Genomic DNA, 23762 nt, shown 5'->3' with positions numbered 1-23762 from the left:
GAGGCAGGCCGGCGGCGGTCAATGCGGCATCCCCGCCTTGATCTTGGCAATGCTGATGCCGAACACCAGGATCACGAACGCGCCCAGGATCACCGCCATCACCATCGCACGGCTCCGCTGGCGGGCGCGGATCAGATCGTCTTCCTTGCGGATCGGGTCGTTGGTCATGTGGTCAGATCCAGCGGTCGGCAACCAATGCGCCGAACAGAATGAACAGGTACAGGATTGAATAGGCGAACAGGCGTTTTTCGGGGCGCATCGTGTCGTTGGGCTGCGTGCGCCGCGTCGCGACCTGCACCACCATCGCGGCAAACACCGCCGTCGTCGCGACCGCGACCCAGCCATAGATCGCGCCGGTCAGTCCCAGCGCCCAGGGGGCGATCGCCGCCGCCGCCATCGGGATCGTGTACAGCCCGATCTGCGTCCGGGTCGCCCGCTCGCCCGCGACGACGGGCAGCATCGGCACGCCCGCCGCGGCGTAATCGGTCTTCATGAACAAGGCGAGCGCCCAGAAATGTGGCGGAGTCCACAGGAATACCAATACGAACAGCAGCACGGGCAAGGTCGCGACGTCGCCCGTTGCCGCCGCCCAACCGATCAACGGCGGAAACGCGCCCGCCGCACCGCCGATCACGATGTTCTGCGGCGTCCGGCGCTTCAGCCACACGGTGTAGATCAACACGTAGAACAGGATCGACACCGCGAGGATCCCCGCCGCGACGACATTGTTCGCCAGCCCCATCAGGATCACCGAGAATGCCGCGAGGCCCACGCCGAAATGCAGCGCCGATCCGCGTTCCATCCGTCCGGCGGGCAGGGGGCGACCCTGCGTCCGCTTCATCTTCGAATCGAGATCGGCCTCATACCATTGGTTCAGCGCCCCCGCCGCACCCGCGCCCAGCGCAATGCACAGGATCGCCGTGAAGCCGAGGATCGGATCGATCAGCACCGGCGCCGCCAGCATACCGCACAGTCCGGTAAACACCACCAGCGTCATCACGCGCGGCTTGGTCAGCGCCAGGAAGTCGCGCCAGTCTGCGGGCAGGGGAAGAGTCGTCGCGGTCATGATCGTCTGCGCTATAGGCCCCTCTGTGCGCTGGGGAAAGCGGCATGGTTCGGGGAAGGCGGCAAGTGTCCGGTCCGACGCTAAAACCGCCAAGCACGGGCACCGACCCAGGGCGGAATGACGATCATCGCTGCCATCCCGGAAAGCGACCCGCCGACTTGCTCCGACGCCCCGGCCAAAAGAAAAACGCCCCGGCGATGAACCGGGGCGTTTCCTGTTTCGTCGATCTTCTTGCCGGGATCAGTCGATCCGCGGCAGCGTCTCGAACTGGTGGAACGGCGGAGGCGAGGACAGGGTCCATTCCAGCGTCGTGGCGCCTTCGCCCCACGGGCTGTCTTCCGCCTTCTTGCCCGCCATCAGCGACCAGAACAGGTTGATGAAGAAGATCACCATGCCGACGCCCATGATCATGTAGCCGACCGAAGCGACCCAGTTCCAGTGCGCCAGGCCGTCCGTATAGTCGGGCATGCGGCGTGGCATGCCCTGCAGGCCGAGGAAGTGCATCGGGAAGAACATGATGTTCACGCCGATGAAGAACACCCAGAAGTGCAGCTGGCCGAGGAACTCGTTGTACATCTTCCCCGACATCTTCGGGAACCAATAGTAGAACCCGGCGAACAGCGAGAAGACCGCACCCAGCGACAGCACGTAGTGGAAATGCGCCACCACGTAATACGTGTCCTGCATGTAATCGTCGACGCCACCGTTCGCGAGCACGACGCCGGTCACGCCGCCGACGGTGAACATGAAGATGAAGCCGATCGCCCAGACCATCGGGGTCTTGAAGCTCATCGAGCCACCCCACATCGTCGCGATCCAAGAGAAGATCTTGATGCCGGTCGGCACCGCGATCACCATCGTCGCCGCGGTGAAGTACATCTTCGTATTCACCGACAGGCCGGTCGTGAACATGTGGTGCGCCCACACGACGAAGCCGACCACGCCGATCGCGACCATGGCGTAGGCCATGCCGAGATAGCCGAACACCGGCTTCTTGGAGAAGGTCGAGATGATGTGGCTGACGATGCCGAAGCCCGGCAGGATCATGATGTACACTTCGGGGTGACCGAAGAACCAGAACAGATGCTGGTACAGGATCGGATCGCCGCCGCCGGCAGGATCGAAGAAGGTCGTGCCGAAGTTACGATCGGTCAGCAGCATCGTGATCGCTGCGGCCAGCACCGGAAGTGCGAGCAGCAGCAGGAATGCGGTGACCAGCACGGACCAGACGAACAGCGGCATCTTGTGCAGCGTCATGCCCGGAGCGCGCATGTTGAAGATCGTGGTGATGAAGTTGATCGCACCCAGGATCGACGAGGCACCGGCAAGGTGCAGCGCCAGGATCGCCATGTCCGTCGACGGTCCCGGCTCGCCATAGGTGGAGAGCGGTGCGTACAGCGTCCATCCGTTGCCGGCACCACCGAAGAACGGCGATGCGAGCAGCAGCATGAAAGCGGGGACGAGCAGCCAGAACGAGATGTTGTTCATGCGCGGGAAGGCCATGTCCGGCGCGCCGATCATGATCGGCACGAACCAGTTGCCGAACCCGCCGATCATGGCGGGCATGACCATGAAGAACACCATGATCAGGCCGTGCGCCGTGACCAGGACGTTCCAGAGATGCAGCGACTCGTCGAGGCTCGCCTCGCCGCCGTGCAGCATGCCGGCCCAGCCTTGCAGGTACTGGATGCCGGGATGCGCGAGTTCCGCGCGCATCAGGCCGGAAATCGACCCGCCGATGATCCCCGCGATGATCGCGAAGATCAGGTACAGCGTCCCGATATCCTTGTGGTTGGTCGACATGAACCAGCGCGCGAAGAACGCAGGAACATGTTCGACGTGCGCATGGTCGTCATGGCCATGATGCGCGTCGAAATGGCTCGGGCTGAGGGCGGTATCTGTCATGTCTTACAGTCCGGTGCCGGCGCCGGCGGGATTGCCCGATGCGCCCTGAGTGGTCGTGGTGGCGGGTGCGGTCGAATTTTCGACCGCGCCGTCGGTGGTGTTGCTGGTCGGCGCTGCAGCGGCGCCGGCCGCTTCCGGCGTCAGCGCGGCGGGGGCGACCGAAGGCTTGGCGCCCTTGATCGAGCCGCCTTTGGCGAGGACCCAGGCGTTGAACTGCTCGAGCGACACGGCCTCGACCGCGATCGGCATGTAATTGTGCCGCGCACCGCACAATTCGCTGCACTGGCCGAAATACACGCCGGGCTTCTCGATCGTGAAGCTCGTCTCGTTCAGGCGACCCGGAACCGCATCCAGCTTCATCCAGAAGGCGGGAACCGCCCAGCTGTGGATGACGTCGTTGGCGGTGGTGATCAGGCGGATCGGCACGCCGACCGGCAGCACGACACGGTTGTCGGTGGCGAGCAGGCGGGGACCGTCGGCATCGGTGCGAATGCGTTCGCCCTTACCGGCCTGGTCCTTCTCCTTCAGCATGTTGGCAGTGATTTCGAACCCGCCATTGTCCGGATATTGATAGGTCCAGTACCACTGGTTGCCGATCGCCTTCAGCGTGATCGCGTTGGCAGGGGCGGGCTTGAACTGCGCCTGCAGCAGGCCGATCGACGGCACCGCGAGCAGTACGAGGATCAGCACTGGGGCCAGCGTCCATACGATCTCGATCGCCGTGTTGTGGCTCGTCTTGGACGGCACCGGGTTCCGCGCGCGGCGGAAGCGGTAGACGACCCAGAACAGCAGCGCGAGCACGAAGAACGAGACGACCGTGATCACGGGGACGAGAATCGCGTCATGGAAATGCTGTGCGCGCTCGCCATTCTTCGTGACCTGCGGCTGGATGCCATAATGCCGGTCGGTCGGCATGCCGACGCCGGGCACCGGCGTCACGGCATACGCACCGTCCTGCGCCAGCGCGGCACTGCCCGGGGCGGGCGCGTTTGCGGGCGCGGCGGCAGCCGGATCGACCGTGACGGGCGCCGGTGCCGTAACGGCAGGCGCGGTCGGCGCGGCGGGCGGCGCCGCGGCGAAGCCCGCGCCGGCCACCAGCAGCCCGGCTGCCAGTGCGATCGATTTGAACCCCGTCATACGCATATGTGTCGTCACCCCTGGCGAATACGCTACGGCAAAATGGGGCCGCAGAGCTGGGCAGGATTCCACCCGTTTGACCCGCGCCTATACGCGCGACCCCGCTTTGCCTCAAGCGGCATGCGCGGAGTTTTTTCCTGTACACGTTGCACTTGGGCCCCGCGCGGCCCTATTTGGCGCGCGAAAGGTTGGGCCGGGCGATGACGGAAGACGAGGTTCTGGGTGAGTTCCGCGCGGCAGGGGCATTGCTGGAGGGGCATTTCATCCTCTCGTCCGGCCTGCGCTCCGCCCGCTACCTGCAATGCGCGCGCGTGCTGATGGATCCGGCGCGCGGCGCGCGGCTGGCCGAAGCGTTGGTCGCCCGCCTTCCCGCGGATGTCCGCTCGTCGATCCAGGCGGTCGTTTCCCCCGCCATGGGCGGCGTGATCGCCGGCCACGAAATGGGCCGCGCGCTGGGGGTGGAGGCAATGTTCCTGGAACGCCCCGAAGGCGTGTTCGAACTCCGCCGCGGCTTCCGCCTGGAACCCGGCACGCGCGTGTTCATGATGGAGGACGTCGTCACCACCGGTCTCTCGTCACGTGAAGCGATCGCCGCGATCGCACGCGCGGGCGGCGTGACCGTCGCCGCCGGCGCGCTGGTCGACCGCTCCAACGGCAGCGCGGACCTCGGCGTGCCGTTCCATCCGCTGATCCGCCTCGACGTTCCGACCTACGCTGCCGACGCCTTGCCCCCCGAACTTGCGGCGATCCCAGCGATCAAGCCGGGTAGCCGGGCGGCGGCATGACCGATATCCTGCGCCTCGGCGTCAACATCGATCACGTCGCGACGGTGCGGAATGCACGTGGCGCGGGCTATCCGGATCCGGTTCGCGCGGCGTTGCTCGCGGCGGAGGCCGGCGCGGACGGCATCACGGCGCACCTGCGCGAGGACCGGCGGCACATCACCGACGAAGATATCGCGCGCCTGTCCGAACGGCTGACGATTCCGCTCAACCTGGAAATGGCGGCAACCGACGAGATGCTCGCGATCGCGCTGCGTCATCGACCGCATGCCGCGTGCATCGTTCCCGAAAAGCGCGAGGAACTGACCACCGAGGGCGGGCTGGATGCGGCCGGGCAGCATGACCGCCTCGCCCCGCTCGTGTCGGAATTACGCAACGCGAACATACGCGTATCGCTGTTCATCGAGCCGGATGCGCTGCAGATCGATGCCGCGATCCGGCTTGGCGCCCCGGTCGTGGAACTGCACACCGGGCGTTATGCGCAACTGGAAGGCGAGGCGCGCACGCATGAACTACGCCGTCTCGCCGATGCCGCTGCGCTTGCCGCGAAGAACGGTATCGAGGTGCATGCCGGACACGGCCTGACCTACGACAATGTCGCGCCGATCGCCGCCATTCCTCAGGTGCGCGAGTTGAATATCGGGCACTTCCTCGTCGGGGAGGCGATGTTCGTCGGCCTGGGCGAGGCGGTCCGGCAGATGCGGGCCGCTATGGATCTCGCGCGGTGATGGATTTTGGAAGGAGTGTTCGCGCGGAGACGCGGAGACGCGAAGAAGAGGAGAAAGAGATCACGCGCGTCGCGCGTCTTCCCTCGACTGCCGTTTCCACCCGCCGCGCGCAGCGCAATACCTTCTTCCGTTCTTCTCCGCGTCTCCGCGTCTCCGCGCGAACAAACCTTCTTCCGACCCTCGCAGGGGCCTCGAAATGATCATCGGCCTGGGCTCAGACCTGTGCAACATCGAGCGCATCCAGGCGTCGCTGGACCGCTTCGGCGATCGGTTCGAGAACCGCGTCTTCACCGAAACCGAACGCGCCAAGGCGGCGAAGCGTCCCTTCACCAAGGCCGGAACGCTCGCCAAGAGGTTCGCCGCGAAGGAGGCCTTCTCCAAGGCGGTCGGCACGGGGTTTCGTGCCGGCGTGTTCATGAAGGATATCGGCGTCGTCAATGCGCGCTCCGGCGCCCCGACTTTACTGTTGACCGGCGGGGCCAAGGCGCGGCTTGACGCGTTGATCCCCGACGGACACGCCGCCAGGGTACATCTTACGATGACCGACGATCATCCCTGGGCACAGGCCTTCGTGATCATCGAGGCCATAAAGAAAACTGAGGACACGGAATGACGGCCGAAAATCCGGCAGTGAACGACCCCCGGACCGGGTCCGCCAGCCCGTCCCAGCCCCCCGCCACCAAAACCCAATCGACCTGGTGGGAAGAGGCCAAGGGGATATTCTGGCTCATCCTCGCCGTGCTCGGTTTTCACAGTTTCATCGCCAAGCCTTTCTACATTCCGTCGGAATCTATGATGCCGGTGTTGCGCACCGGCGACCGGCTGGTGGTGACGAAATATCCATATGGCTGGTCGTTCATCTCGCCGACCATTCCCAATCCGGCGGCGATCTTCCGCGGGCTGGTGCTGCGTCAGCCGGAGGAAAGCTGGGGCGTGCAATTGCCGTTCGTGAAGGGGCGCCTGTTCGGCCGCATGCCGGAACGCGGCGACGTCGTCATCGTCACCCCGCCGGGTCGCAACACCGATTACATCAAGCGGCTGATCGGCCTGCCGGGCGACCGGTTGCAGGTGCGCGGCGGGGTCTTGTACATCAACGGCGAAGCGGTGCGTCGCGGGCCGATCCACGACGTGCTGCTCCCGGTCGATGCCAACCTCCCCTGCACCGACAGCGAATATCCCGGCGCGCTGGAGACGGCGGCGGACGGCGCGCAAGTCTGCCGCCTGCCGATCGTGACGGAGACCCTGCCGAACGGCCGGCGCTACGACACGGTCGAGCTCGGCTATAGCCCCGGGGACAATTACGGTCCGATCACCATCCCGGCCGGCCATGTGTTCCTGATGGGCGACAATCGCGATCGGTCGTCGGACAGCCGCTTCTCGCTCGGTCAGCCGGATCTGGGGCTGGGCGGTGCGGTGCCGTGGGAATATGTCGGCGGGCGTGCCGAATTCATCACCTTCTCGCTCGACGGGACGGCATCGTGGAACCCGCTCAGTTGGTGGAGCGCTCTGCGATCCGGGCGCGCGGGCAATTCGCTGCATCCACAGGAAACCGCGAAATGACCGACGGGGCCGGCAACGGGGTGCAAATCGTCTCGGGTGCCAGCCCCAATGAGGTTCGCGATCCGGCGGTCCGCGCCGAACTGAAGCGGGCAAGCGTATGGTTCGGCATGGCGGTCGCGATCGGGCTGGTCATCCTGCTCGTCCAGCCGCTGCTGATCATCTTCGCCGGTCTGGTGTTCGCGGCGATGCTGGACGGCGGCGTACGCCTGCTCGGCCGCGTGTTGAACATCGGGCGGGGCTGGCGATTGGCGATCGTCGTCCTTCTGGTCGTCGCCTTCCTGCTCGGCACCTTTTACCTGACCGGCGTTCAACTGGTGCAGCAGGCGTCGCAGCTCGGCGCGACGTTGCAAAGCCAGTTCGACCGCGTCACCGGCTGGCTGTCCGACAAGGGGATCATGCCCGGCAAGTCCGATCTGGGCAGCATGGCGCGGCAGGCGCTGGGGTCGCTGGGCAAGATCGGCTCGTATGTCGGCATCGCATTGGGCGCAATGACCAGCCTGTTCATGATCCTGGTGCTCGGTCTGTTCATCGCGATGGAACCGCGGCTCTACGATCGCGGGCTGCAATGGATGATCCCGGTCGAACACCGCCCCGAATTCGCCCTGACGGTACAGCGGATGGGCGTGACGCTGCGCCGCCTGCTGGCCGGGCGCCTGCTCGGCATGGCGCTGGAAGGCGTGCTGACGTTTCTGGTCCTGTGGTTCTTCGGCGTACCGATGGCGCTCGTGCTTGGCATCATCGCCGGAATCTTGGCGTTCATCCCCAATGTCGGCGCGTTCATCACCGGCGTGTTGATGACGGCCGTCGGGTTCAGCGCCGGGGCGGACACGGGTATCGCCGCGCTCGCGACCTATTTCGTCGTGCAGACCTTCGATGGGTACGTGGTCATTCCGATGGTCGCGAAGAAGACGGTCGATCTGCCGCCAGCGCTGACGCTGGGCGCGCAGATCCTGGCCAGCACGCTGTTCGGCATCCTGGGGCTCGCGCTCGCCGATCCGATGACCGCGATGATCAAGGTCGCGCTGGAACGCAGTTCCGAACGCGCGGAGGAAGCGGACGGGGAAAGGCTGGCGGCATGATCCGGCTGTACGATTACTGGCGCTCGTCCGCGGCCTACCGCGTTCGCATCGCGCTGAACCTGAAGGGGCTGGCGTACGAATCGGTCCCGGTGAACCTGCTCGCGGCCGAACATACGGCGGAAGACAATCTCGCGCGCAATCCACAAGGCCTGGTGCCAACGCTGGAGATCGACGGCGCAACGTTGACGCAAAGCGTCGCGATCATCGACTATCTGGACGCGACCCGCCCCGATCCTGCGTTGCTGCCGAGCGATCCACTGGGCCGCGCGCGGGCGCTGGCCGGTGCCCTCGCCGTCACGTCGGATATCCACCCGATCGCCAATCTGCGCGTGCTCAAGCGGCTGGAAACCCAGTTTGGCGCGGATCAGCCGGCGAAGGAAGACTGGTATCGCCACTGGGTTCGGACCGGTTTCGACGCACTGGAGACGATCGCGAAAGCGGCGGAAGGCCCGTTCCTCGGCGGTCCGGCACCCGGGTTGGCGGACATCTGCCTCGTTCCGCAGATGTACAACGCGCGCCGGTTCGAGATGCAGGTCGATGCTTGGCCGACACTCGTCGCAGTAGACGCGGCCTGCACGACCCTCCCGGCCTTCGCCGCGGCGCACCCCGACCGCTGCAAACCCTAACCGATAACGCTTTCGAACAGTCGCAAATACTCGTCGGCCGCCCCCTCGCCCGGCTGCGGAACCGGGGCGGGGCGGGGTTGGCCCGGCGCGCCCCAATGGTCGATCGCGGCGATCAGCCCGGCCTCGTCGCCCGCCGCTAAAACTGTGCCGAGGTCCGGCCCGGTCACGATCTCGCGGACCGCAACGCTCGATCCGGTCGTCACGACCGGCGTTCCGAGCGACAGCGCCTCCCGCAACACGCTCGGCACGCCTTCGAAGTCGGATACCAGCACCACCGCGACCGCACGCGCGATCGTGGGCAGCGGATCGGCACTATGCCCTGGAAGATGCACGCGGTGCCCCAGCCCGAGCGCCGCGATCTGCGCCGTCAACGCCGCGCGCGCGTCGCCTTCGCCCAGTATCACCACCGACAGGTCGCGATCGGCGAGTTTGGGGACCGCAGCGATCAAGCGGTCCCAGCGCTTCTGCGGCGCCAGTCGCCCCACGCCCAGAATAAAGCGTCCGCCAGGCAGGACCGGCGGCGTCGCGCCCGGAATGGGCAGGACCGGCGGATTGGGGATGATGGCGATCGCGCCGCGGGGGATCCGCATCGCATCTGCGGCCTCGTCCGCCATTGCCGGGGTCATTGCCACCAGCCTCGACACGAAACGATGATGCAGCGCCAGCCACCGGCGATAGGCCCAGGCCACGGCGAAGCGTTGGTCCGGTCGCCCCAAGGCATTGGAAACCTTCGCAACGATAGGCGGGCATGTCCGGCCCAGACGCAGGCGTAGCCACGCCGCCGCCCCGGTATAATGATTGCCCGGACAGAAGATGACGTCCGGTCGCCGCTCGGCGACGATATCCGGCAGCAATCGCATCAGCGGGAGCATTCCCCCCGACCCGAGCGGCAGTATCTCCAGCCCGTCCGGAGCCTCGCTTGCCAGCGGCCCCTCGGGATCGCCCAAAACCAGCGTCACGCGCCATCCCGCCGCGATCCAGCCGCGTGCGAGGCGCAACTGAACCCGCTCCACACCACCGCCACGCCACGTCTCGGCATAGGTCAGGATGTGTCGCGGGCCGGCAGGGAAAGGTTTATCCATCGACGGACGCGGCCTTACCGCTTGTAGAAAAGTCACAAAAGAATTTACGTCCCAACCTGCGTCAGGTCGCCTTGCCGCAGATTTGTTGCGGCGCGATAACAGTGGCGTTAAAGGCGGCGCATAGCCCCAGACCTCTGCGGCATCAGCGGATGGTTTTCGCCAGGTGGACACTCCGAAAACCGGACCGAACATGCGCGACACGATCGCAGAACCGTCGATAGCGCTGGCGCCGGACATTGCCGGGCTGGAACCGCTCAAAAGGATTCGCAGCCGCTGGCCGATGATCATCGGCGCGCTGCTGACGATCGCAATGGTCGTCGGCCTGGGACGCGAGTTGCTCGGCCACGGTCTTGCCGGGCTCCACCGCGCGGTGCCTGCCAGTCCCGCCTTCTACGTCGCGTTCACATTGCTATATTTCTCCGCACCGACCGGGGACTGGATCATCTTTCGCCGCTTGTGGGGCATTCCGCTCGTCGGCGGCATGATCGCGCTGATCAAGAAGCGGATCGCGAACGAGGTCGTCTTCGGATATTCCGGAGAGGCGTATTTCTATGCCTGGGCACGCAGCCGGGCGCGAATGATCGCGGCACCGTTCGGCGCGGTGAAGGACGTCAGCATCCTGTCCGCCATCGCCGGCAACACGATCACCCTCGTCCTGTTCGCCTTCGCCGTGCCGCTCGGTTACCAGTTGCTCAGCGCCGCGGGGTATCTGGAGGAAGTGCTCGGGTCGATCGGCATCGTTATGTGCACGTCGCTGCCGTTCCTGATCTTCTCCAAACGCGTTTTCTCGCTCGCGCGGGGCACCTTGTGGTGGGTGTTTTCGATCCACTGCCTGCGCCTGATCGCAGGGTCCTTCCTCATCGCGCTCGCCTGGCATTTCGCTTTGCCGACCGCGCCGCTCGGCATGTGGCTGTTCCTCGCCGCCGCACGCCTGCTCGTGTCGCGCCTGCCGCTTGTGCCCAACAAGGACCTGCTTTTCGCCAACTTCGCGATCCTCGTCATCGGGCAGGATCAGGAATTGTCGGAACTGGTCGCGTTCACCGCGGCGATGCAGTTGTTGTTCCACGTCGTCTTCATCGTGATGTTCGGCGTGCACGGGCTGTTGGCTAGGAAGAAGACGCTATGAAGTTCGCTTCGACGTTGCCCCTCACCTCGATCGCGACGGCAATCGCCTTGTCCCTTTCGGCTCCGGGATCGGCGCAGACGCGGACATTGGGCAGCGATGCCTCGGCCTGCACGAGTGGTGGCCCTGCGATCCGCGTCAACGTGCTCGGGTTGAAGGATCGGACCGGCGACCTCCGCCTGGAACTGTATCCCGCGACCGAAGCGGATTTCCTGAAGGACGATCGCGACCTGATCGCGGAGGGCAAGGTGTTCCGCCGCGTCGTGGTCGATACGCCGGCCAGCGGCTCGGTCGCCTTGTGCATCCGGGTTCCGCGTCCGGGCCGCTACGCCTTGCTGTTCACGCACAATCGCGACGGCCGGAACAAGTTCAACTTCTGGTCCGATGGCGCGGGCCTTCGCAGCAACCAGAAGCTCGGTCGCTCGAAACCCACCTTGGCGCAGGCGATCATCGATGTGCCGGCGGGCGTCGAAACAACCGACATACGGGCGCAATATTTGCGTGGCTTCAGTGGATTTTCCCCGATCAAGGCGAACTGATCCATGCGTATCGTCGACGTGAACGAATTCTATTCGCCCACCGGCGGCGGGGTCCGCACCTATATCGACCGCAAGATGGGGATCATGTCCGAACTCGGGCACGAACTGATCGTCATCGCGGCGGGCCGCGAGGACAAGGTCGAGGAACGGCCGGGCGGCGGCCGGATCATCTACGTCAAGGCGTCGCGCCTGCCGTTCGACAAGAATTACGGGCTGTTCTGGGATGCTGCGCCGATCACCCGCCTGCTCGACGATCTGAAGCCCGATCTGGTCGAGACGTCGTCGCCGTGGCGCCCCGCCTGGATCGTCGGGCAATGGCAGCCGCAGGCCGGCCACGATCCGGTCCGCGTGTTCTTCATGCACAATGACAACGTGTCGGCCTATGCGCTGCGCTGGTTCGAGAAGCTCGCGCCGCAACAGCGTATCGAGCGCGCCTTCGCCTGGTACAGCCGGTATCTCACGCGTTTCCTGGGGAAATACGATGCGGTCGTCACCAACGGCCCGGCGCTGGAGAAGCGGCTGCGCGCGCGGGGCGTGCATATCGACAAGGCGATGCCGCTGGGCATCGAACGCGGCCACTTCTCGCCCGATTATCGCAGCGAGCCGCTTCGTCAGGCGCTGCTGAAGCAATGCGATCTGCCGCCGCATGGCCATCTGCTGCTCGGTCTCGGGCGGCATCACCCGGAAAAACGCTGGGATCTCGTCACCGATGCGGTGGTTCAGGCGGGGCAGCACGTACCCGTCGGCATGATCCTGCTCGGCACCGGCGTCGCCAGCCGCAAGATCGAACGCCTTATCGCCGGATCGCCGCATATCCGCATGTTCCAGCCGGTCTATGATCGCGAGCGGCTGGCGCGGATCATGGCAAGCTGCGATGCGCTGATCCACGGATCGGAAGCGGAGCCGTTCGGGCTGGTCGCGTCCGAGGCGATGGCGGCGGGGCTACCGTTGATCTCGCCCGATACCGGCGGCGTGGCGGAGATCGCCGATCCGATGACGTCGGAACTGTATGCCGCGCGCGATCCCGGCGCCTGCGCCGCCGCGATCCGCCGCCTGTTCGCGCGCGACCAGGCGATGCTTCGCCGCGCCGCCCGCGTCGCCGCAGGCCGCGTCCGCAGCGACCGCGAGCATACCGAAGACCTGATGGCCTATTATGCCGGGCTGATCGCGGCAAAGGCGGGACACGTCGCGACGGTCACCCGGGCGCAATAGATCGATCCTTTCCCCGCCCTTGCAATGTTGGGAACGAATTGCTCGGGTCGATCGATATGCCCGATGCCGTTCGCCCGACCCCGTCCTTCTCCGACACGAGATCCGTCGGGGAGCGCCAAAGAGGGGGGACGTGTCGTCAATATCGTCAACTTCGCCTTGGCGGACGCCGCTGCGACTCGGCGCCGCGGCTTATGTCGCGACGATCTTCAATTCGGCGCGTAGAGCGTGAATCGCCCGCCCGGCACTAAAATTCTGCGCCATCCGTTGCGTTGAGCCCAATCGGCCAGCACGCCGTCCAGCGTCGGGTCGCCGCTGGTCCAAGCACCCTCGCCGCCGGTCAGGATCGCGGCCGGGGGGTGTCGGAAGTGAATGCCGATCGTATCCTTCGCGACCACGCGGTTCACCGCCTCGTCCTTCGCGCCGATCAGCCCGCGACTACGGAAATAGAACGGCCCGGTAGCGAAACGAGCATCCGGCAGCCGCCCGGTCGCTGGCAGGAATTGCGGGGAAAGCGTCGCGACCGGGCCGTGCACACCCGCCGCATCCATCACCACGCGGATTGCGGCGCTCTGCCGCATCGCGTCGATCATCGGCACGCGGGGTACGGCGCGCACCATCGCCTCGATCGATGGCGCCAGTCCGGCGCAGGCGAACACGACCAGCGCGATCCGCGTGCGGCGCCCCGGCCAAACGGACTGCCAGCCGATCGCGAGACGCACGAAGAGGGGCGGCAGCATCGGCAGCAGATATTGCCGCCAGACGGGGGAAGGCATCAGCGCGGCGACCAGACCCGCGACGATCATCCAGTCGATCGCTCGCCCGCCCGTCGCCCGCCAGCGGAACAGGCTGGCCAATGCGAGGCACAAGAGCGCCGGGCCAAGCGCCAGGAACTTGATCAGGTCGATCAGCTTGGTCCCCGTGCTGAGCTTCCAGGCCTTGCCGATCGCCCGGTAATATTGGTCCGGCGCGCGAGCCGGAAAGTCGAACACGCCGAACAGGAAGCCCTGCGGCGCGATCAGGCCGGTCGCAATCAAAGTGATGGCCACGGGCAGGGCACCCGCGATCAGCCACGCTGGCCGATGCCGCCGGTCGTACAGCGCGTACAATCCATAACCGATGGCGGGCAGCGCATAGGAGACCTTTGCCGCCGCCGCCGCCGCAAGCAACAGTCCGGCCAGCGCTGCGCTCGACTGCGTTCCCCGGCCGTTGGCGGCGCGCATGATCGACGGCAGGGCGCTGGCGAGCAGGGCAACGGGCAGCGCGTCGTTCCGCGCCGTTCCGACGCTGAACAGCAGTATGTCGCAGCACGCGAACAAAGCGCAGGCCAGCAGCGCCGGTTCCGTCCGCGCGCCGCCGGTCCGCGCCGCCCGGTACACGCTGGATACCGCCACTACGCCGAGCACCGCGTTGACGATCCGCAGTCCCGGCCACGTCCAGCCGCCGAACAGCCAGGCTAGCGGCGCGAACAGGAAGGGTTGGAGCGGCGTCTGGAGGTAGGCGAAGTCGCGATACGGCATCTGGCCATGCGCGGTCAGCACCGCCGCCGCGACATACTGGCTCTCGTCATGGTCCAGCGGCCGGACCAGCGCGAGCAGGACCAATGCGACCGTCAGCCCCGCAAAAGCCCAAAGCGGGCGGCGCGGGGGCGATCCGGCAATGGACATCGATCAGGCGCGGATGGCGGTGACGAAATAATCGAGCTTGAGGTCGTCGCTCAGCACGAACCCGCGCGCCGGGGAGAAACTGAGCCCTCGCTTATCGATCACCGTCAGCCCTGCGCCTTCGATTATCGCCGTCAGTTGCTCGGGCGTCAGGAACTTGTCCCAGTCGTGCGTGCCCTTGGGGATCTTCGCAAAACCCTCGCCGATCGTGATCATCGCCAGCCGGGACAACGCCGTACGGTTCGGCGTCGAAACGACCAGAAGCCCGCCCGGCGCCAATGCGTCAGCCAGCCCGCGCACGAAGCCGGCCGGATCGCTGACATGCTCGATCACTTCCAGCGACGTGACCAGATCGAACGTCTTGCCGTCCAGCCCCTCGACGCTGCCGGCGCGATAGTCGATCTCGAGACCGGAAAGCCCCGCATGGATCCGGGCCGCGGCGATGTTCTCCGGCGCGGCATCCAGCCCGGTGACCGCCGCGCCCAACCGCGCCAGCGGCTCGCACAGCAGCCCCGCGCCACAGCCGACATCCAGCGCGCTCTTGCCGGCAAGCGGCGTGAAGCTGGTATCGTCCCCATGCCACTGCGCGTCGATCCGCTCGCGCAGGTAGCGCAGCCGGACGGGGTTCAGCTTGTGCAGCATCGCGGACGATCCGTTCGGATCCCACCACTCCGCCGCCATCGTGCCGAAATGCGCCGCCTCCGCCGGATCGATCGTGGTCGCGGGGTTCGTTACGGGTACGCTTGCGCTAATCATCCGGCGTTTCTATCAGCACGCGCTCCAAGCCAAAAGGACATAACCCACCCAATGTCCCGTATCGTGATGAAATTCGGCGGCACCTCGATGGCCGGCATCGAACGCATTCGCAGCGTCGCGCTGCGCGTGAAGCGCGAGGTCGATGCCGGGAACCAGGTTGCGGTGGTCGTGTCCGCCATGGCGGGCGAGACGGACCGGCTGGTCAATTTCTGTCGCGAGGCGTCCTCGCTCTACGATCCCAAGGAATATGACGTGGTCGTGTCCGCAGGTGAGCAGATCACCAGCGGGTTGCTCGCGATCGCGCTGCAGGCGGTCGGCGTCCCGGCGCGCAGCTGGATGGGGTGGCAATTGCCGATCCGCACGTCGGACGGCCACGCATCCGCCCGCATCGGCGAGATCGATACGACCGCACTGAACGAAAGCCTCGCGCGCGGCGAGGTGGCGGTGATCCCGGGTTTCCAGGGCGTCGCGACGGGCGAGCGCGTGACGACGTTGGGGCGCGGTGGATCCGACACATCGGCGGTGGCGATCGCGGCGGCGATGCAGGCCGATCGCTGCGACATCTATACGGACGTCGACGGCGTCTACACGACGGACCCGCGGATCGTGCCGCGCGCGCGCAAGCTGAAGCGCGTGACGTACGAGGAAATGCTGGAACTGGCGAGCGTCGGCGCGAAGGTGCTTCAGACGCGCTCGGTCGGACTGGCGATGAAGGAAAAGGTCCGCGTGCAGGTGCTGTCGTCGTTCACCGACGCGGACGCTCCGATGGCGGATACCTTGCCCGGCACGATGATCGTGGGGGAAGATGAACTTGGGCAGGAGGATATCGACGTGGAACGGCAGCTGATCACCGGCATCGCGCACGACAAGAACGAAGCGAAGATCACGTTGACGAGCGTCCCGGACAAGCCCGGTTCGGTCGGCGCGATCTTCACCCCGCTGGCGCAGGCCAACATCAACGTCGACATGATCGTGCAGAACGTCGCGCATTCGACCGGGTCGACCGACGTGACCTTCACCGTTCCCGGTGCGGATCTCGCGCGCTCGCTGGAGGTGCTGGGTAATGCGCAGGGCGAGATCGGTTATGCCGAACTGGTCCATGACACGCGCGTCGCCAAGATCTCGGTCGTCGGCGTCGGCATGCGCAGCCATGCCGGCGTCGCCGCGACGATGTTCGAAACCCTGGGCGCCCGCAGCATCAATATCCAGGCGATCACCACGTCGGAAATCAAGGTCAGCGTGCTGATCGAGGAAGATTATACCGAACTCGCCGTCCGCGTCCTGCACACCGCTTATGGTCTGGACTCGGAGGACGCCGCCTGACGCTCACCAAGCGCTTGCGGGACAGGCCTCCCGGGGGCTAGGCCCGCGGCCATGAACGAAATTTCCACCATCGGGCGCGATCGCCTGGAACGGCGCATGGCGCGCGGCGTCGAATTCCTGGGCAGCGAGGTCGCGATCCTGTGCGGCGCGATGTCCTGGGTCAGCGAACGCAACCTCGTCTCCGCCATGTCGAATGCGGGCGGGTTCGGCCTGATCGCCTGCGGCGCGATGACACCCGCATTGCTCGATACCGAGATCGCGGCGACCAAGGCGATGACGTCGAAGCCGTTCGGCGTGAACCTGATCACGATGCACCCGCAATTGTTCGACCTGATCGCGGTTTGCGCCAGGCATCAGGTGACGCACGTCGTGCTCGCCGGCGGTTTGCCGCCGAAGGGGTCGCTGGAAGCGATCAAGGCGACCGGTGCGAAAGTGATCTGCTTCGCCCCGGCGCTCAGCCTCGCCAAGAAGCTGATCCGTTCGGGCGTCGACGCGCTGGTGGTCGAGGGGATGGAAGCGGGCGGACATATCGGCCCCGTCTCCACGTCCGTCCTGGCGCAGGAGATCCTGCCCGAGGTCGCCGACCAGGTTCCCGTCTTCGTAGCCGGCGGCATCGGTCGCGGCGAGGCTATCGCCGGCTATCTCGACATGGGTGCGGCCGGCGTCCAGCTCGGCACCCGCTTCGTCTGCGCGGAAGAGAGCATCGCGCATGCCAATTTCAAGAAGGCATTCATTCGCGCCTCCGCCCGCGACGCGATCGCCAGCGTGCAGATCGATCCGCGCCTGCCGGTCATTCCGGTGCGCGCGCTGAAGAATGCCTCCAGCGAATTGTTCACCGCCAAACAGCGTGAAGTCGCCCAGCAGCTGGACGAAGGCGCGGTCGCGATGGGCGAGGCGCAGCTGCAGATCGAGCATTACTGGGCCGGTGCGCTGCGCCGCGCCGTAATCGACGGCGATGTCGATAACGGCAGCTTGATGGCAGGCCAGTCGGTCGGCATGGTGACGAAGGAAGAGCCGATCGCGGAGATCATCGCGACATTGATCGCCGAAGCCGCCCACGCTTTGGAGAAGCGCGCGGCCTGACTCCCGTGTGGCGCGAGCGGGGTTCCCCCGCCTCCAGCCATCGGCTAAAGGCAGCCCGATGCCGCCATCGTCACAGGACCAGCCCACCGAAGGCCGCTTCGTGGGATCGGAACATCGTTTCCCGGTGCGGGTCTATTTGGAGGACACCGACCTTTCGGGCGTGGTCTATCACGCCAATTACCTGCGCTACATGGAGCGGGCACGGTCCGATTTCCTGCGTCTCGTCGGCGTCGACCAGCGCGCGTTCAACGATGCGGGCGAGGGCGCGTATGTCGTGTCGGAACTCAATATCCGGTACAAGCGTCCGGCGAAACTGGACGATGTGCTGGTCGTCGTAAGTATCTTGACGAGGATCAGAGCCGCTTCGGTCGATATTCAGCAGAGAGTCATGATGGGTGACCAGATACTGAGCGAAGCCGACGTAACCGCCGCCCTTGTCGCGCCTTCGGGCCGGCCGCGGCGGCAACCGAGCGAATGGATCGCGGCGTTCGAGGCGCTGATGGTCCGGGGAACAGTGGAAGAGTGATGGACGCAATCGTGAACACAGATCCTGCCAGCATGTCGATGATCGGCCTGTTCCTGCATGCCAATATCGTCGTGAAGATCGTGATGGTCGGGCTGTTGCTGGCCAGCGTCTGGACCTGGGCGATCATCGTCAGCTTCGCGATGAAGATCGGCGGCACGCGTCGTCGTACCGAAACGTTCGAGCGCGATTTCTGGAAAGCGGAGGATATCGACGCCTTCTATCGCACGCATAGCAACAGCGACCTGCCCGTCGCCAAGGTGTTCGGCGCAGGGGTGTCCGAATGGCGCCGGTCGACGGTCGGTGGCTCGGTCGACCGCGATGGCACCCGGGAGCGGCTGGCGACGGCGATGGGGGCGTCGGTCGCGCATGAAATCGACAAGATGTCCGATCGCCTCAACATCCTCGCCACGGTCGGGTCGGTGGCGCCGTTCGTCGGGCTGTTCGGCACCGTGATCGGCATCATGGACAGCTTCACGCGCATCGCATCGGCGCAGAACACGTCGCTTGCGGTCGTCGCGCCCGGCATTGCCGAGGCGTTGTTCGCGACCGCGATCGGCCTGTTCGCCGCTATTCCGGCCGTGATCGCGTACAACCGGTTCAGCCATGGCATCAACAAGATCGAGGCGGCGCTGAACCGCTTTGCCGACGGTTTCCACGCGACGCTCAGCCGTCAGCTGGAAAGCGAACGGTGAGGACGGGTCGGTGTCGATAAACCTCCCCTCGCAACGCGGCCGCGGGCGGCGCGCGCCGATGGCCGACATCAACGTCACGCCGATGGTCGACGTGATGCTGGTGCTGCTGATCATCTTCATGGTCACCGCGCCGCTGCTCACGGCCGGAGTGCCGGTCAACCTGCCAGACAGCCGCGCCAAGCCGCTGGATCAGGATCAGAAGCCTGTTCAGGTCTCGCTGGACGCGTCGGGCAAGATCTTCGTCGACAAGGATGAGGTGACGGAAGCGCTTCTCCCCGATCTGTTCGCCCGGATCGCACGCAATACGCAGGACGGGCAATCGCCCCAGATCTTCCTGCGCGCCGACAAGGCGCTGGATTATGGCCGCGTCATGCGCGTGATGGGCGACCTGAACGCCGCCGGCCTCAACCGCGTCGCCCTCGTTACGGTCGGCGACAGCGATGTCGGAGCAGGGGCCGGAGCTGGGGCCGGGGGTGGCACCGCAGGTACGGCTGTAAAGTGATCGGGTGCGGCACCTGATGGAACGGACGGAAAAGATCGGTCTGGGCGTCGCGGTCGTCGGTCATGCGGCGCTGTTCGCGTTGCTCGCAATCGGGTTCCTGTCCGAGAAGCCGGCCGAGGAGATCAAGCCCAAGGCGATCGATATCTCGCTGGTCCCGGACGTCGCGCTCGAATCGAAGGCACCGCCCGCCGTCGAGGAGCCGGCGCAATCGAAAGCGCCCGAACCCGCACCGCCGGAGGATTCGCCCCCGCCCGAGCCTGAACCCGCACCCCAGCCGCAGCCTGCACCGCCGGCCAAGCCACCCGAACCGGTCCCGGCTCCCGCTCCGAAACCAGCACCCAAGGCCCCGCCGCCGCCGAAGAAGCTGCCGGTCGCCAAGCCCGAAAAGCCTGTCCAGACAAAGGCGCCACCCGCCCGCGTGGCGACCGCTCCGGCAAAGCAGCCGAGTGTCGCCAAGGGCACGGGCACCAATTCGGCCGCGAAGAAGCCGAAATCCGGCGGTTTCGTACTGGATCAGGAGACGTTGAAGGGCCTCGCCGCCGCGCCGTCCAAATCCAAGGCTCCGACACCGCCGGGCGCGACGATGGATGCGCAGGCCGCCGCCGATATCGGTTCTGCGATCAAGCGGCAGGTGCAGCCTTGCGCGGATCGACAGGTCAATCCCGGGCCGGGTGCTTCGAGGATCATCGTGACGATCCGACTGCAATTGAATCGCGACGGATCGCTCAACGGCCGCCCCACCGTGTCCGGCCAGCATAGCGGCGTCGATGCCGAAAACAGCCGGTACGTCGATGCGGTCGATCGCAATGCGATCGCGGCGTTCATGGGCTGTGCGCCCTTACGCGGACTGCCCCCCGAATTGTATGACGTGCCACGCGGATGGAAGACGTTCAGCCTCCGCTACAAGCTGCCCGATTGAGGATGACCAAGATGCTCCATTTTCGATATTCGGCCCTCGCCGTCGCGCTGTGCCTCGCAGGTCCCGCCGTTGCGCAAACGCCTGCCGCGCCCGCACCACAGCCGCAGACACCGCCTGCGGCCGGCGCGCAATCCGACGAACTGGTGGTCGATGTCGTCGGCGGCATCTCCGCGCCATTGGGCATCGCGATCCCGCCGATGCCGGCCGCTGTCGTCACCGATACCGCCGCCGGGCGAACCGACGAGCTGGGGCGGCAATTGTCACAGATCGTGACCAACGACCTCAGGAATTCCGGCCTGTTCAATCCGGCCGGCGCGCAGGCGATGAAGGCGGTCGAATTCGGCGAAGTGACCGCGCCCGTGTTCGATTATTGGGCGAATGCCAGGGTGTCGGCGCTGGTGCAGGGCTTCGTCCGCGGCAATGGTGACGGCACGCTGACCGTCGGCTGCTATCTTTACGACGTCTTCTCCCGTGCCGAACTGGCTCGGCAGGGCTTCGTCGTTCAGCCATCCGACTGGCGTCGCGCCGGACATAAATGCGCCGACATGGTCTATGCCAAGCTGACGGGTGAGGGCCCGTATTTCGACAGCCGCATGGTCTACGTGTCGGAGACGGGTCCGAAGGGCAAACGCATCAAGCGGCTCGCGATCATGGATCAGGACGGTGCCAATCACCGGTTTCTGACCAACGGTCAGTCGATCGTGCTGACGCCGCGCTTCGCGCCGAACCAGCAGTCGATCGTCTATATGAGCTATCTGAACGAACGGCCGGCCATCTATGTCTATGATATCGGATCGGGGCGGCAGCGCCTGCTGGTCAACAATCCGAACCTGACCTTCGCGCCGCGTGTTTCGCCGGATGGGAAATGGGTCCTGTTCTCGATGGCAGTCGCCGGGAATACCGATCTCTACCGCGTGCCGATGTCTGGTGGATCGCCGCAACGGCTGACGGACAGCCCCGGTATCGATACCGGCGGCAGCTATTCGCCCGACGGACGCCGGATCGTCTTCGAAAGCGACCGGTCCGGCGGGCAGCAGATCTATACGATGAACGCCGACGGCAGCGGGCAGCAGCGTATTTCGTTCGGCGGCGGGCGCTATGCCACGCCGACCTGGAGCCCGCGTGGCGACCTGATCGCCTTCACCAAGATCCAGGGTAACTTCCGGATCGGTATCATGAGTCCGAGCGGTGGCGGCGAGAAACTGCTGACCGACGATTGGCAGGACGAGGGACCCAGCTGGTCGCCCAATGGCCGCGTGCTCAGTTTCTACCGTCAGGGACAGGGCGGCGGTGGCCGCGCCGATTTGTGGTCGGTCGATTTGACGGGGGTCAACCAACGCAAGATTCCGACGCAGCTGGATGGATCCGATCCCGGTTGGGGGCCGTTACGTCCCTGATCCGCTGTGCCTTTTCTACCGCCGTGGCTCTTTTCCGGGGCCGCGATATCCCGCAAGTGCAAAAAGCGAAGGAGATGCCCGATGGCAAAACTGACCACGACGTTGATGGTAACGAGCGCACTGCTCGCGACCGCCGCGTGCACCAAGAAGCGGCCTGCCGTGCTACCACCCGCCCCCGGCGAAACCGTTAGCGGCTCGACGACGACGACCGACAACGTGATCCCCGGCTCGCGCGCCGACTTCGAACGATCGGTGACGAGCAACACGATCAACTTCGGCCTGGATCAATACGATATCGATCCGCGCGCGCGTGAAATCCTGGACAGCCAGTCGCAATGGCTGTCGCGGTATCCGAACGTTGCGATCACGCTGGAAGGCCATGCCGACGAACGCGGCACGCGCGAATACAATCTAGCGCTGGGCGACCGTCGCGCCAACGCCGCCAAGAACTATCTTGCGGCGCGGGGCGTCAACCCGGCGCGCATCTCGACCATCAGCTACGGCAAGGAGCGCCCCGTCGCGCTCGGTTCGGACGAGGCGAGCTGGGCGCAGAACCGCCGCGCGGTGACGATCGCCGTGAACTGATTCCCGGTTTCATACGCAGCGAAAGGCGGTCCGTGCATCACGGGCCGCCTTTTTCGTTTCGGCTTGCGACTCACGGAGGTCTGATATAAATGTGATATCACATTAACAGAGGGCATGACGATGAACACATTGACTGGGGACCGGGCGATCATCCGATCGGCGGAACGACCGGCGCATACGTCCAGCGGCTATCTGATGTTGCTGGTTCTGCTTGGCTGTATCGTCGCGGGCGCGGCGGGTGGCGCGCTGGTCGATCTGAACGCGGTCGCGGGGGGCGCGATCATCGTCGTCAGCGCGATCGTTTTCCTGTTCGTCTCCTGCGGCTTCTACATGCAGCAACCCAATCAGGCGACCGCCATCACCCTGTTCGGGGCGTATAAGGGCACGGATCGGCATGAAGGGCTGCGCTGGCTGCTGCCGTGGCTCGGCCGTCGCAAGGTATCGCTGCGCGCAAACAATATGATCTCCGAACGGCTCAAGGTGAACGACCTGCGCGGCAACCCGATCGAGATTGCGGCGCAAGTCGTCTGGCGCGTCACCGATACCGCACAGGCGCTGTTCGACATCGACGATTACAAGGCGTTCGTCATCGTCCAGATCGAGGCGGCGGTGCGCACGATCGGCGCGCGCTATCCCTATGACGATTACGAGCATCAGGAGATCACGCTGCGTGGCAATCATGATCAGGTCGGCGTGGAACTGCGGCAGGAACTGATCGAGCGGCTGGTGACGGCAGGCCTGACGGTCGACGAATGTGGCTTCACCCACCTGGCCTATGCGCAGGAAATCGCCGGCGCGATGCTGCGGCGGCAACAGGCACAGGCGGTCGTCGCGGCACGGACGACCCTGGTCGAGGGCGCGGTCGGCATGGTCGAACTGGCGCTGGACCAGTTGTCGGCAAAGGGCGTGGTCGAGCTGGATGACGAGCGCCGTGCGGCGATGGTGTCCAATTTGATGGTCGTATTGTGCGGCGATCGCGATGCGCAGCCGGTCGTCAATACGGGGACGCTATATCAATAGGACGGTGGCATGAGCGCACCCCCGAAGAAGGCGTTTCCGCTGCGTCTCGACCCCGCTTTATACGCAGCCGTCGAGCGCGCGGCGACGGCCGATCTGCGCAGCGTGAATGCCGAGATGGAATGCCTGATGCGCGAGGCGCTGGCGAAACGGGGCATCAAGGTCGCGCAGAGCGATACCCCGAAGCGCGGGCGCCCCGCGAGACCGAAGGAGACCGACGATGAGCAGTGAAGACGGTATCTGGTTCGAACAGAAACGTGTCGGTTACGGCGCCGGATTGCCGGTCGCATGGCAGGGTTGGGCGCTGATTGCGGCGTATATCGCGCTGATCGTTGGCGTGTCCGCCGCGCTGATGCCGCGGCATCCGGTGCCCTATTACACGGTCGTCGTGGTCAGCACGATCGTGCTTGCCGTCATCGCGATGCGGCACACGCGCGGTGGATGGCGGTGGCGCCGCTGACG

27 protein-coding genes are annotated in these 23762 nt (G+C 65.6%); 20 read left to right on the top strand and 7 right to left on the bottom strand.

Going from position 1 to position 23762, the window contains the following annotated elements; genetic code table 11:
• Positions 1 to 18 precede the first annotated feature (18 nt).
• From H5J25_RS15975 to coxB, 4 genes are all read right to left on the bottom strand, one after another.
• Entirely contained in the window at positions 19 to 168 is a 150-nt protein-coding gene (locus tag H5J25_RS15975) for a hypothetical protein (protein ID WP_202092768.1), read from the bottom strand.
• Between the two features lie 4 nt (positions 169 to 172).
• A complete protein-coding gene (locus H5J25_RS15970; protein WP_202092766.1) occupies positions 173 to 1066 on the bottom strand; it encodes a heme o synthase in 894 nt (297 codons plus the stop codon).
• Between the two features lie 240 nt (positions 1067 to 1306).
• Positions 1307 to 2971 carry a cytochrome c oxidase subunit I gene (gene ctaD / locus H5J25_RS15965; RefSeq protein WP_202092764.1) on the bottom strand — a complete coding sequence of 555 codons (1665 nt, stop codon included), beginning with the start codon at positions 2969 to 2971 and terminating at the stop codon, positions 1307 to 1309.
• Between the two features lie 3 nt (positions 2972 to 2974).
• Entirely contained in the window at positions 2975 to 4114 is a 1140-nt protein-coding gene (coxB, locus tag H5J25_RS15960) for a cytochrome c oxidase subunit II (RefSeq protein WP_225883181.1), read from the bottom strand.
• A 194-nt stretch (positions 4115 to 4308) separates the two neighbouring features.
• On the opposite strand from coxB, the gene pyrE reads away from it, so the two are divergent.
• From pyrE to maiA, 6 genes are all read left to right on the top strand, one after another.
• Positions 4309 to 4893 carry an orotate phosphoribosyltransferase gene (pyrE, locus tag H5J25_RS15955; protein ID WP_202092762.1) on the top strand — a complete coding sequence of 195 codons (585 nt, stop codon included), beginning with the start codon at positions 4309 to 4311 and terminating at the stop codon, positions 4891 to 4893.
• Entirely contained in the window at positions 4890 to 5618 is a 729-nt protein-coding gene (locus H5J25_RS15950) for a pyridoxine 5'-phosphate synthase (protein ID WP_202092760.1), read from the top strand. Before pyrE ends, H5J25_RS15950 begins: the two co-directional genes overlap by 4 nt.
• 196 nt (positions 5619 to 5814) lie before the next feature.
• Complete coding sequence (gene acpS / locus H5J25_RS15945; protein ID WP_202092758.1) at positions 5815 to 6231, top strand: holo-ACP synthase; 417 nt, start codon at positions 5815 to 5817, stop codon at positions 6229 to 6231.
• Positions 6228 to 7178: a signal peptidase I gene (lepB, locus tag H5J25_RS15940; protein ID WP_202092756.1), complete on the top strand. Its 951-nt coding sequence runs from the start codon at positions 6228 to 6230 to the stop codon at positions 7176 to 7178. The genes acpS and lepB overlap by 4 nt, the downstream gene beginning before the upstream one ends.
• A complete protein-coding gene (locus tag H5J25_RS15935) occupies positions 7175 to 8257 on the top strand; it encodes an AI-2E family transporter (RefSeq protein WP_202092753.1) in 1083 nt (360 codons plus the stop codon). Before lepB ends, H5J25_RS15935 begins: the two co-directional genes overlap by 4 nt.
• Positions 8254 to 8883 carry a maleylacetoacetate isomerase gene (gene maiA, locus H5J25_RS15930; RefSeq protein ID WP_202092751.1) on the top strand — a complete coding sequence of 210 codons (630 nt, stop codon included), beginning with the start codon at positions 8254 to 8256 and terminating at the stop codon, positions 8881 to 8883. Before H5J25_RS15935 ends, maiA begins: the two co-directional genes overlap by 4 nt.
• Here the strand turns inward: maiA and H5J25_RS15925 are convergent.
• Positions 8880 to 9965: a glycosyltransferase gene (locus H5J25_RS15925; protein ID WP_202092750.1), complete on the bottom strand. Its 1086-nt coding sequence runs from the start codon at positions 9963 to 9965 to the stop codon at positions 8880 to 8882. The two genes, maiA and H5J25_RS15925, sit on opposite strands and share 4 nt — an antisense overlap.
• Before the next feature lie 190 nt (positions 9966 to 10155).
• Here H5J25_RS15925 and H5J25_RS15920 point away from each other — a divergent pair, with 190 nt between their 5' ends.
• Genes H5J25_RS15920 through H5J25_RS15910 form a run of 3 tightly spaced genes read left to right on the top strand, consistent with a single transcriptional unit; the run spans position 10156 to position 12839 of the window.
• On the top strand, positions 10156 to 11091 hold the full coding sequence (locus H5J25_RS15920) for a hypothetical protein (RefSeq protein WP_202092748.1): 936 nt from the start codon (positions 10156 to 10158) through the stop codon (positions 11089 to 11091).
• On the top strand, positions 11088 to 11627 hold the full coding sequence (locus H5J25_RS15915) for a DUF2141 domain-containing protein (protein ID WP_202092746.1): 540 nt from the start codon (positions 11088 to 11090) through the stop codon (positions 11625 to 11627). The genes H5J25_RS15920 and H5J25_RS15915 overlap by 4 nt, the downstream gene beginning before the upstream one ends.
• A 3-nt stretch (positions 11628 to 11630) precedes the next feature.
• Positions 11631 to 12839 carry a glycosyltransferase gene (locus tag H5J25_RS15910; protein WP_202092744.1) on the top strand — a complete coding sequence of 403 codons (1209 nt, stop codon included), beginning with the start codon at positions 11631 to 11633 and terminating at the stop codon, positions 12837 to 12839.
• Between the two features lie 206 nt (positions 12840 to 13045).
• Here the strand turns inward: H5J25_RS15910 and H5J25_RS15905 are convergent, their stop codons facing one another.
• Together H5J25_RS15905 and ubiG are read right to left on the bottom strand one after the other, a co-directional pair.
• A complete protein-coding gene (locus tag H5J25_RS15905) occupies positions 13046 to 14503 on the bottom strand; it encodes a glycosyltransferase family 39 protein (protein WP_202092742.1) in 1458 nt (485 codons plus the stop codon).
• A gap of 3 nt (positions 14504 to 14506) precedes the next feature.
• The gene (ubiG, locus tag H5J25_RS15900; protein WP_202092740.1) at positions 14507 to 15256 is read right to left on the bottom strand and encodes a bifunctional 2-polyprenyl-6-hydroxyphenol methylase/3-demethylubiquinol 3-O-methyltransferase UbiG; all 750 of its coding nucleotides are present in this window, start codon (positions 15254 to 15256) and stop codon (positions 14507 to 14509) included.
• A 51-nt stretch (positions 15257 to 15307) separates the two neighbouring features.
• On the opposite strand from ubiG, the gene H5J25_RS15895 reads away from it, so the two are divergent.
• From H5J25_RS15895 to H5J25_RS15845, 11 genes are all read left to right on the top strand, one after another.
• Positions 15308 to 16579 carry an aspartate kinase gene (locus H5J25_RS15895; RefSeq protein ID WP_202092738.1) on the top strand — a complete coding sequence of 424 codons (1272 nt, stop codon included), beginning with the start codon at positions 15308 to 15310 and terminating at the stop codon, positions 16577 to 16579.
• 51 nt (positions 16580 to 16630) lie between these two features.
• A complete protein-coding gene (locus H5J25_RS15890) occupies positions 16631 to 17662 on the top strand; it encodes an NAD(P)H-dependent flavin oxidoreductase (protein WP_202092736.1) in 1032 nt (343 codons plus the stop codon).
• A gap of 58 nt (positions 17663 to 17720) precedes the next feature.
• Positions 17721 to 18188 (top strand): YbgC/FadM family acyl-CoA thioesterase, encoded by a 468-nt coding sequence (locus H5J25_RS15885; RefSeq protein ID WP_202092728.1) that lies wholly within the window; start codon positions 17721 to 17723, stop codon positions 18186 to 18188.
• Complete coding sequence (gene tolQ / locus H5J25_RS15880; protein ID WP_202092726.1) at positions 18188 to 18880, top strand: protein TolQ; 693 nt, start codon at positions 18188 to 18190, stop codon at positions 18878 to 18880. Before H5J25_RS15885 ends, tolQ begins: the two co-directional genes overlap by 1 nt.
• A 10-nt stretch (positions 18881 to 18890) precedes the next feature.
• A complete protein-coding gene (gene tolR, locus H5J25_RS15875) occupies positions 18891 to 19382 on the top strand; it encodes a protein TolR (RefSeq protein WP_202092725.1) in 492 nt (163 codons plus the stop codon).
• A gap of 16 nt (positions 19383 to 19398) precedes the next feature.
• On the top strand, positions 19399 to 20301 hold the full coding sequence (locus tag H5J25_RS15870; protein ID WP_202092722.1) for a cell envelope biogenesis protein TolA: 903 nt from the start codon (positions 19399 to 19401) through the stop codon (positions 20299 to 20301).
• An 11-nt stretch (positions 20302 to 20312) separates the two neighbouring features.
• Positions 20313 to 21698 (top strand): Tol-Pal system beta propeller repeat protein TolB, encoded by a 1386-nt coding sequence (gene tolB / locus H5J25_RS15865; RefSeq protein ID WP_225883180.1) that lies wholly within the window; start codon positions 20313 to 20315, stop codon positions 21696 to 21698.
• Between the two features lie 81 nt (positions 21699 to 21779).
• Positions 21780 to 22283, top strand: a complete 504-nt coding sequence (gene pal / locus H5J25_RS15860; protein WP_202092719.1) for a peptidoglycan-associated lipoprotein Pal — start codon at positions 21780 to 21782, stop codon at positions 22281 to 22283.
• A 120-nt stretch (positions 22284 to 22403) separates the two neighbouring features.
• Positions 22404 to 23303 (top strand): SPFH domain-containing protein, encoded by a 900-nt coding sequence (locus H5J25_RS15855; RefSeq protein WP_404829547.1) that lies wholly within the window; start codon positions 22404 to 22406, stop codon positions 23301 to 23303.
• 9 nt (positions 23304 to 23312) lie between these two features.
• Positions 23313 to 23531, top strand: coding sequence for a toxin-antitoxin system HicB family antitoxin (locus H5J25_RS15850; RefSeq protein WP_202092716.1), 219 nt, complete (start codon positions 23313 to 23315; stop codon positions 23529 to 23531).
• Complete coding sequence (locus H5J25_RS15845) at positions 23521 to 23760, top strand: hypothetical protein (protein WP_202092714.1); 240 nt, start codon at positions 23521 to 23523, stop codon at positions 23758 to 23760. Before H5J25_RS15850 ends, H5J25_RS15845 begins: the two co-directional genes overlap by 11 nt.
• Positions 23761 to 23762 lie beyond the last annotated feature (2 nt).

Source organism: Sphingomonas aliaeris (assembly GCF_016743815.1).
GTDB classification, from domain to species: domain Bacteria; phylum Pseudomonadota; class Alphaproteobacteria; order Sphingomonadales; family Sphingomonadaceae; genus Sphingomonas; species Sphingomonas aliaeris.
Note: the sequence above shows the minus strand (reverse complement) of the source record. Positions and strands in the feature narration are given on the sequence as shown.